The sequence below is a fragment of the Helicobacter sp. genome (assembly GCF_014799995.1).
Taxonomy (GTDB): Bacteria; Campylobacterota; Campylobacteria; order Campylobacterales; family Helicobacteraceae; genus Helicobacter_D.
In genome coordinates this window covers 1-6,683 of record NZ_JAAVGY010000057.1, presented here as the reverse complement: position 1 = coordinate 6,683, position 6,683 = coordinate 1, and the positions used below count along the sequence as shown (strand labels likewise).

The window sequence follows — 6,683 nt, the reverse complement described above, 5'->3', positions numbered from 1 at the left end:
TGCTCATCTTTGGGTTTTTTCCTATTTTTTCTTATAAAACCGCTCTCTTTTTACACCATAAATTGCCCGGTGTTTTTGTCCCCAAAAATTGGCTTGAAACAATGAAACAAGCGAGTGAGAAAGGCATAGAAATGCAGGTAGGATTAGAAAAAAACCAAATCTTATTTTCAACGCTTTATAAACTCCACCAAAAATTTCACTTTATGAGTGCCAATAAACCCGACTTGATTGAACAAATCATTTGCTAAAGCGATAAAATTTACAAAATCATTACGAGTTTTTAAAGAGAATTTGCTACACTTCAATTTTGTTTTATCAACTCCAAATTCTTAAGGTATCCAATGTCTCAAATCGCACAATCATCAAAAAATGGGATTCTAAAAACTTTTCTTGATGAATGGCTCAATGGCTTTGCATTAGTGCTTTTGGTGAGCTTGGCGAGTTTTTATATCGCCTCACTGCCTCTTATCACACAAATCCATTTATCCCCTTTAATTATTGGCGTTGTGTTTGGAATCTTCGCTTCTCCGCTCTTTAGACAAGCCGAAAAATCTTGTGAAAAAGCCGTTATCTTTAGCGCGAAAAAGCTTTTAAGGGTTGGGATTGTTCTCTATGGCTTTAATGTAACACTACAAAGCATTGCCTCTGTGGGGCTCAATGGAATCGCATTAAGTATTGTTGTAGTGGTTTTTGTTTTGGTTATTGGGTATTTTATCGGTGTAAAATTTCTGAAATTAGACAAAGAAATTGCGATTCTAGTCAGCGGAGGAAGCGCAATCTGTGGAGCAGCAGCGGTGTTGGCACTAGAATCTTCCCTCAAATCCAAGCCCTATAAAGGAATCATTGCTGTAGGAACAGTTGTTATCTTTGGGCTCTTGGGAATGTTTTTATATCCTTTAGTCTATGCGCTAGGATTCGTGCCCTTAAGCCCAATCCAAGAGGGATATTACATCGGACTTACTTTGCACGAGCTAGCAAATGTTGTGGGTGCGGGAGGAGCAATCTCCCAAGAAACGCAAGAAATCGCTTTGATTGTAAAAATGATTCGTGTCTTACTCTTGGTTGCCGTCTTACTTGTGATTCCTTATTTTTTCGCAGAAAGCAGAGAGGGAGGGGGTAGAAAACTACACATTCCTTGGTTTGCTTTTTGGTTTTTAGGAGTTGTCATTGCGCATTCCCTGATTCCACTGCCACACGAAATTGTTGCTTTCTTTAGATTTTTATCTGGATTCTTTTTGGTTATGGCAATGAGTGCCTTAGGACTTCAAGTGGATTTCAAGAAATTTCTTGAATCTGGAGGCAAGGCTTTTGTGCTTGCATTGATTTTGTTTGGGATTCTTATTTTTGGAGGATTCTTACTTGTCTATTATTTCGTCCCATAAGAGAAGTTAATGGTTGATCGCCCGTTATTCGTTATTAGCGCAAGTTTAATTACTATTGGCATTATTTTTTCTTATTCTCTCTCTTCGTTTGCTATTTTGTATTATGACTATGGGGAATTTCACTTCATTTTGCGCCAACTGATTGCAGGAATACTTGGTATTATGCTAATGTGGGGGATTTCGCGTTGCAATCCAGACCATTTTATTTTGTGGTTTGGATTCTCCCTTTTCTTTGGTGGAATCTTTTTAATGTTAATTATGCACTTCCTGCCCGAAAGCCTCGCAACAAGCGCAGGGGGAGCGAAACGTTGGATTCGCCTACCCTTTTTCTCACTCGCACCTGTTGAATTTTTTAAGATTGGATTTGTGATTTTTTTGGCTTGGAGTTTCGCCCGCAAGTTTTCTTTACTAGAGCGCAAAAGTCTCAAAGAAGAATTTATCACATTCTTGCCCTATGTCGCAGTTTTTTTAGTCGCAGTGTATTTGATAGCGATTCTGCAAAATGACTTGGGACAAATCGTGCTCTTAGGAGCAACTTTAGCCCTTATGATGATTTTTGCCGGCTCGTCTTTTAAATTGTTTTTATATCTTTTAAGCGGAGCTTTCGCACTCTTTATCATCGTCATTATTACAAGCACACACCGCATTATGCGTATTAAAGCTTGGTGGGCTGGGACACAAGATTTGATTCTCTCCCTTTTCCCACAATCCATTGCAAATTCCTTGCGCGTTGAAAACTTGCCCGAGCCCTATCAGATTCAACATTCCCTCAATGCAATTGCCAATGGCGGAATCTTGGGTGAAGGTTTGGGCAATGGCTTAATCAAATTAGGATTCTTAAGCGAAGTGCATACTGATGTCATCTTAGCAGGTATTGCCGAAGAAGTCGGTTTCATAGGATTATTTTGTATTAGCCTGCTCTTCCTCGCGCTTATTTTTCGGATTCTTAAAATCGCCAATCGCTGCGAAAACACAATGTATTATCTTTTTTGCTCTGGAGTAGCGGTTATTTTGGGATTCTCCTTTCTGATTAATGCCTTTGGAATCTCTGGGCTAATCCCGATTAAAGGAATCGCTGTTCCCTTTTTAAGCTATGGTGGAAGTTCTATTTTGGCTACAAGCATTATGATTGGTATGGTGCTCTCTATCAGCAAAAAAGCAAAAATGCTGTAAATTTCGCGTATGGATTCACCAATGCCAAGACATTACGACAAAATCCTTTCAAGATTAGAAAAACGTCCTTTAAGTCAAAACGAATTTTTATCGCTACTCTCTGAAGCAGCGGGTTTGTTTGGCGAGAGTGCAAGCGAACTTGAAATCATCAAAGGCAGTGGAATCCCATTACAATTTGCACACGATAAAGTATATTATCGCCCAAGTCTCACGCCCATAGAATCAGAATCTTTTTGCATTGTAGATATTGAAACCAATGGTTCTAATCCTTTTGTCCATTGCCCAATTGAAATTGGTGCGGTGAAATTTAGCAATGGGAAAATCACCGATACCTTTGAATCGCTGATTTTCTGTGAGGAAATCCCAGAATATATCACCCAGCTTACAGGAATTAGTGCCCCAATGCTCGCAAATGCACCAAAAATCACCAAAGTTTTAGAATCTTTCAAGCTCTTTTTAGGAGATTGTATTTTTGTAGCACACAATGTGGATTTTGATTATCATTTCTTAAGCCACTCCCTTTATCATCACGGCTTTGGGTATCTTTATAATGCCAAACTTTGCACGATTAAACTTGCCAAAAAAACATTACAAGCCCCACGCTATTCCTTAGGGTTTTTAAATGATTTTTTGGGCATTCATCATCAAAATCTACACCGCGCCTTACAAGACTCCAAAACCGCACTAGAAGTCTTCAAAATTTGTCTGCAAAATCTTCCTACAAATCTCTATACAAGCAAGGATTTGTTAGAATTTATCAAAAATCCAAAGGAGCAACAATGCCAACCCAAGACACCAATGCCAAATCCGCTAGAGCAAGATTCCTAACGCACCACTATCCCAAGAACTTTGCCTCCTTGCCGAGCCCCTGCTATGTGCTAGAGGAAAAAAAATTCAAGCAAAATTTGCAATTATTGCAATCCGTGCAACAACGAAGTGGCGCAAAAATCCTACTTGCCCTTAAGGGTTATGCTCTATGGAAAAGCTTTTCTCTTGCAAAGACTTATTTGAGTGGAATCACGGCAAGTGGAATCTATGAGGCACGATTGGGTTATGAAGAATTTGGAGGAGAAATCACAACCTTTAGCCCTGCTTACAAACAAGAAGAAATGCAAGAGCTTGTGCAAATTTCAAACCATATTATTTTTAATTCTTTCAAACAATGGCAGACTTTCAAAGAGATGATAGAATCCCAAAACCAACTTAGAGAACGCAAGGGAAAGCCAAAAATTGAAATCGGCTTGCGCGTCAATCCAAAATATAGTGAGGTAAGCCCAGAAATCTATAACCCTTGCGTAGAGGGTTCAAGGCTTGGAATCACGCCAAAAGAATTTAAAAAGGGGATTAAAAAATTTGGATTAGAGGGAATTAGTGGCTTGCATTTTCATACGCATTGTGAGCAAAATAGCGATGCACTCAAACACACTTTAAAACATTTTATCGCGCATTTTGGTGAATATATTCCACAAATGCGTTGGATTAATTTCGGTGGAGGGCATCATATCACACGCAAAGACTACGATGTGGATTTGCTTGTCAAAACCATTCAAGATTTCAAATCAAAATTTGAGACAGAAGTGTATTTAGAGCCCGGAGAAGCGGTTGGCTGGCAATGCGGATTCCTGATTGGCAGTGTCGTAGATATTGTGCAAAATGGCATTAAGGTTGCGATTTTAGATGTCAGCGCGGCAGCGCATATGCCTGATTGCCTTGAAATGCCTTATCGCCCAATGGTGCGCAATAGTTTTGAGGCAAAAACCTACAAAAAACACCATAAACTTAGACTTAAAGGCGAGAAGCCTTATGCCTATCGCTTGGGTGGTCCCACTTGTCTTGCAGGAGATGTGATTGGCGATTATAGTTTTAAAGAACCGCTTAAAATTGGCGACCGCTTGATTTTTGAAGATATGGTGCATTATACTATTGTCAAAAACAATACATTCAATGGGATTCCGCTACCAAGTATCGGTATGCTTCACGAAAATGGAGAATTTGAATTATTTAAAGAGTTTTCTTATCAAGATTATAAACAACGCAATAGCTAAGAAAAATCTTAGCTATTAAATTAGTTTGTCAAACCCGCAAAAAGTCGTTTAGGATTCTTAAAGATTAAAAGCACAAACCATACAATCAAGCCACAAAGCACAACTACTGCGCCCAAAACCGCATCATCACTGCTGATATTGAGAAATGGCTCTCCCTCACTCAAAGCAGCAAAGCAATCTACAATCCACATTAACCCTGCGCCCCAATACATAAGGCTTAGAGTGCCTAACTGCAAATTTTTTTGCGGATTGTTCACAAACCAACAAATGCTTGCAATCACTGCTGCAAACAAAGTGATTAATAAACACATATTCCCTCCTTATGCCATTTGAGCTTTCGAGGTAAGATTAGCATACATTCTCTCTGCGCAAACTACCATTACAACCCAAATCGCAACAATCAAAGCTACTTGCGCACTACCAATCGTTAAGATTTCATAAATCATTGCTTGCGTATCCTCTGGAGAGCTCATTGCAGTCAAAAAGGGCGGATAAGCAACGATTTCTCCGTGCCATATATGCTCAATGAAAAGCAAAAATGCCCCGCCTAGAAGCATATTTACGAGCCAACCTATCTTTCTACTCCAAGAAATTTTTTGCACACTTCCCTTTGCCTTTTCTTGTTTGGCAACACCTCTTTTAACCGCACTCAAAACACCAGCAACTACGATAGATTCAACAAAACATGCCATATCAGCACCTCCAAATAAAAGTTAAAAAATAATAAACTAAAATATCTTAAGATTCCATTATTTTCTTTAAAGGTGTGTGGTTTTCGCTTCGTGTGATTCCTATTTGTGTCATTGCAAAGCTTTTGTAGATTTTATTTTTGCTAGATTATGGATTGCTTCGGGCTTTGCCCTCGCAATGACGCGGTGGTTAGCTTATCGTCATTGCGAGCATTATTTATAATGCGTGGCAGTCCAAATAAAAGAATCTCGTCTTAACAAATAATTCTTTACAATGTTTCACACAAATCTTGCCAATTGGGATTCATTGTTTCAATCAAAGTTAGTTTGTTTTTTCTTTTGCCTGCTTTAAGTTGTTTCTCTCGTTTAATAGCTTCCTTTATATCCTCAAACACTTCATAATATCCTAGTTTATCCACACCATAGCGACAACTAAAGCCTTGTGTTATTTTGTTTTTGTGTTCGTAGATTCTTTTGTGTAAATTGCTCGTTACACCTACATAAAGTGTGCCATTTCTTTTGTTAAATAGAATATATAAGAAACCTTGCTTTTGCATTCATTATCTTTGATTTTAGATTCATTAATATTGTAGCATAATTCCTCATAGTTACTGCGTTCTTGCAGAGAATTTTAATTTAGCTTGTGTCATTGCGAGAAAATTTGAAAAATTTTCGTGGCAATCTATAATATTGCACGCATTGCGTATTCCACTGCGTCATTGCGAGATTCTATGCAATAGAATCGTGGCAATCTATAATACTGCACTTCATCAAACAATGGAATCTTAATTAAAATAGATTATCAAAGGCGAGATTTAAGATTATGGATTGCTTCGGGCTTTGCCCTCGCAATGACGTGGTGGTTGGCTTATCGTCATTGCGAAGCCCTTTAGGGCTGTGGCAATCTACGATTCAGCATAAATGAAATACACAACTTGTGTCATTGCGAGGAATGAGCAAAGCGAATGACGAAACAATCTATAATATTGCACAAATAAAATGATTTCATTGTTGAATTTTAAATTATAAGTATGCAGAATGATAGATCGCCACGCTTCGCTCGCAATGACAAGGTGGAACAATCGCAATGACAAATGTAGTAATACGCAGGGTAAATAAGATTATAGATTGCCACACATTATAAATAATGTTCGCAATGACTGAAGTTGTGAAATTATAAGTATGCAAAATTATAGATTGCCACGAAAACCTAAAGGTTTTCTCGCAATGACGAGATAAGGAATCGCAATGACAAGAAAGAGAATGATGAGGAGAGAATCCTCATCATTAGATTAGAAGCTATACTAGGCTTCTTTTTTGAAATTAGAAATTATATCTAACTTCTACACGAACTCTTTGTCTGTCTTCATCACTACCATTTGCTACATAATCAG

At 38.2% G+C, this 6,683-nt stretch carries 8 protein-coding genes and 1 pseudogene; 6 read left to right on the top strand and 3 right to left on the bottom strand.

What is annotated here, in order from left to right; genetic code table 11:
* The 5 genes and pseudogenes from HDT10_RS08775 to nspC form a co-directional block, all read left to right on the top strand.
* Positions 1-248: pseudogene (locus HDT10_RS08775) on the top strand (5,10-methylenetetrahydrofolate reductase); the annotation flags it as partial.
* Positions 249-341: 93 nt separating this feature from the next.
* Positions 342-1,382, top strand: coding sequence for a YeiH family protein (locus HDT10_RS08770; RefSeq protein WP_290882438.1), 1,041 nt, complete (start codon positions 342-344; stop codon positions 1,380-1,382).
* Positions 1,383-1,391: 9 nt separating this feature from the next.
* The gene (locus HDT10_RS08765) at positions 1,392-2,555 is read left to right on the top strand and encodes an FtsW/RodA/SpoVE family cell cycle protein (RefSeq protein WP_290882436.1); all 1,164 of its coding nucleotides are present in this window, start codon (positions 1,392-1,394) and stop codon (positions 2,553-2,555) included.
* Between the two features lie 21 nt (positions 2,556-2,576).
* Positions 2,577-3,383 carry a 3'-5' exonuclease gene (locus HDT10_RS08760; RefSeq protein ID WP_290882433.1) on the top strand — a complete coding sequence of 269 codons (807 nt, stop codon included), beginning with the start codon at positions 2,577-2,579 and terminating at the stop codon, positions 3,381-3,383.
* The gene (gene nspC, locus HDT10_RS08755; RefSeq protein WP_290882431.1) at positions 3,335-4,600 is read left to right on the top strand and encodes a carboxynorspermidine decarboxylase; all 1,266 of its coding nucleotides are present in this window, start codon (positions 3,335-3,337) and stop codon (positions 4,598-4,600) included. Before HDT10_RS08760 ends, nspC begins: the two co-directional genes overlap by 49 nt.
* A 20-nt stretch (positions 4,601-4,620) precedes the next feature.
* Here the strand turns inward: nspC and HDT10_RS08750 are convergent, their stop codons facing one another.
* Positions 4,621-4,911 (bottom strand): hypothetical protein, encoded by a 291-nt coding sequence (locus HDT10_RS08750; protein ID WP_290882428.1) that lies wholly within the window; start codon positions 4,909-4,911, stop codon positions 4,621-4,623.
* A gap of 9 nt (positions 4,912-4,920) precedes the next feature.
* Positions 4,921-5,292, bottom strand: coding sequence for a hypothetical protein (locus tag HDT10_RS08745; RefSeq protein ID WP_290882426.1), 372 nt, complete (start codon positions 5,290-5,292; stop codon positions 4,921-4,923).
* Between the two features lie 76 nt (positions 5,293-5,368).
* Between HDT10_RS08745 and HDT10_RS08740 the strand changes: the two genes are divergently transcribed.
* On the top strand, positions 5,369-5,512 hold the full coding sequence (locus tag HDT10_RS08740; RefSeq protein ID WP_290882425.1) for a hypothetical protein: 144 nt from the start codon (positions 5,369-5,371) through the stop codon (positions 5,510-5,512).
* 46 nt (positions 5,513-5,558) lie between these two features.
* On the opposite strand, the gene HDT10_RS08735 is transcribed toward HDT10_RS08740, so the two are convergent.
* Positions 5,559-5,846: a GIY-YIG nuclease family protein gene (locus HDT10_RS08735; protein ID WP_290882423.1), complete on the bottom strand. Its 288-nt coding sequence runs from the start codon at positions 5,844-5,846 to the stop codon at positions 5,559-5,561.
* Positions 5,847-6,683: the final 837 nt, after the last annotated feature.

Coding starts and splice junctions, on each gene's coding strand:
- HDT10_RS08745 (WP_290882426.1), bottom strand. CDS start 5,292: ATGGCATGTTTTGTTGAATCTATCGTAGTTGCTGGTGTTTTGAGTGCG.
- HDT10_RS08765 (WP_290882436.1), top strand. CDS start 1,392: ATGGTTGATCGCCCGTTATTCGTTATTAGCGCAAGTTTAATTACTATT.
- HDT10_RS08735 (WP_290882423.1), bottom strand. CDS start 5,846: ATGCAAAAGCAAGGTTTCTTATATATTCTATTTAACAAAAGAAATGGC.
- HDT10_RS08760 (WP_290882433.1), top strand. CDS start 2,577: ATGCCAAGACATTACGACAAAATCCTTTCAAGATTAGAAAAACGTCCT.
- HDT10_RS08770 (WP_290882438.1), top strand. CDS start 342: ATGTCTCAAATCGCACAATCATCAAAAAATGGGATTCTAAAAACTTTT.
- HDT10_RS08750 (WP_290882428.1), bottom strand. CDS start 4,911: ATGTGTTTATTAATCACTTTGTTTGCAGCAGTGATTGCAAGCATTTGT.
- nspC (WP_290882431.1), top strand. CDS start 3,335: ATGCCAACCCAAGACACCAATGCCAAATCCGCTAGAGCAAGATTCCTA.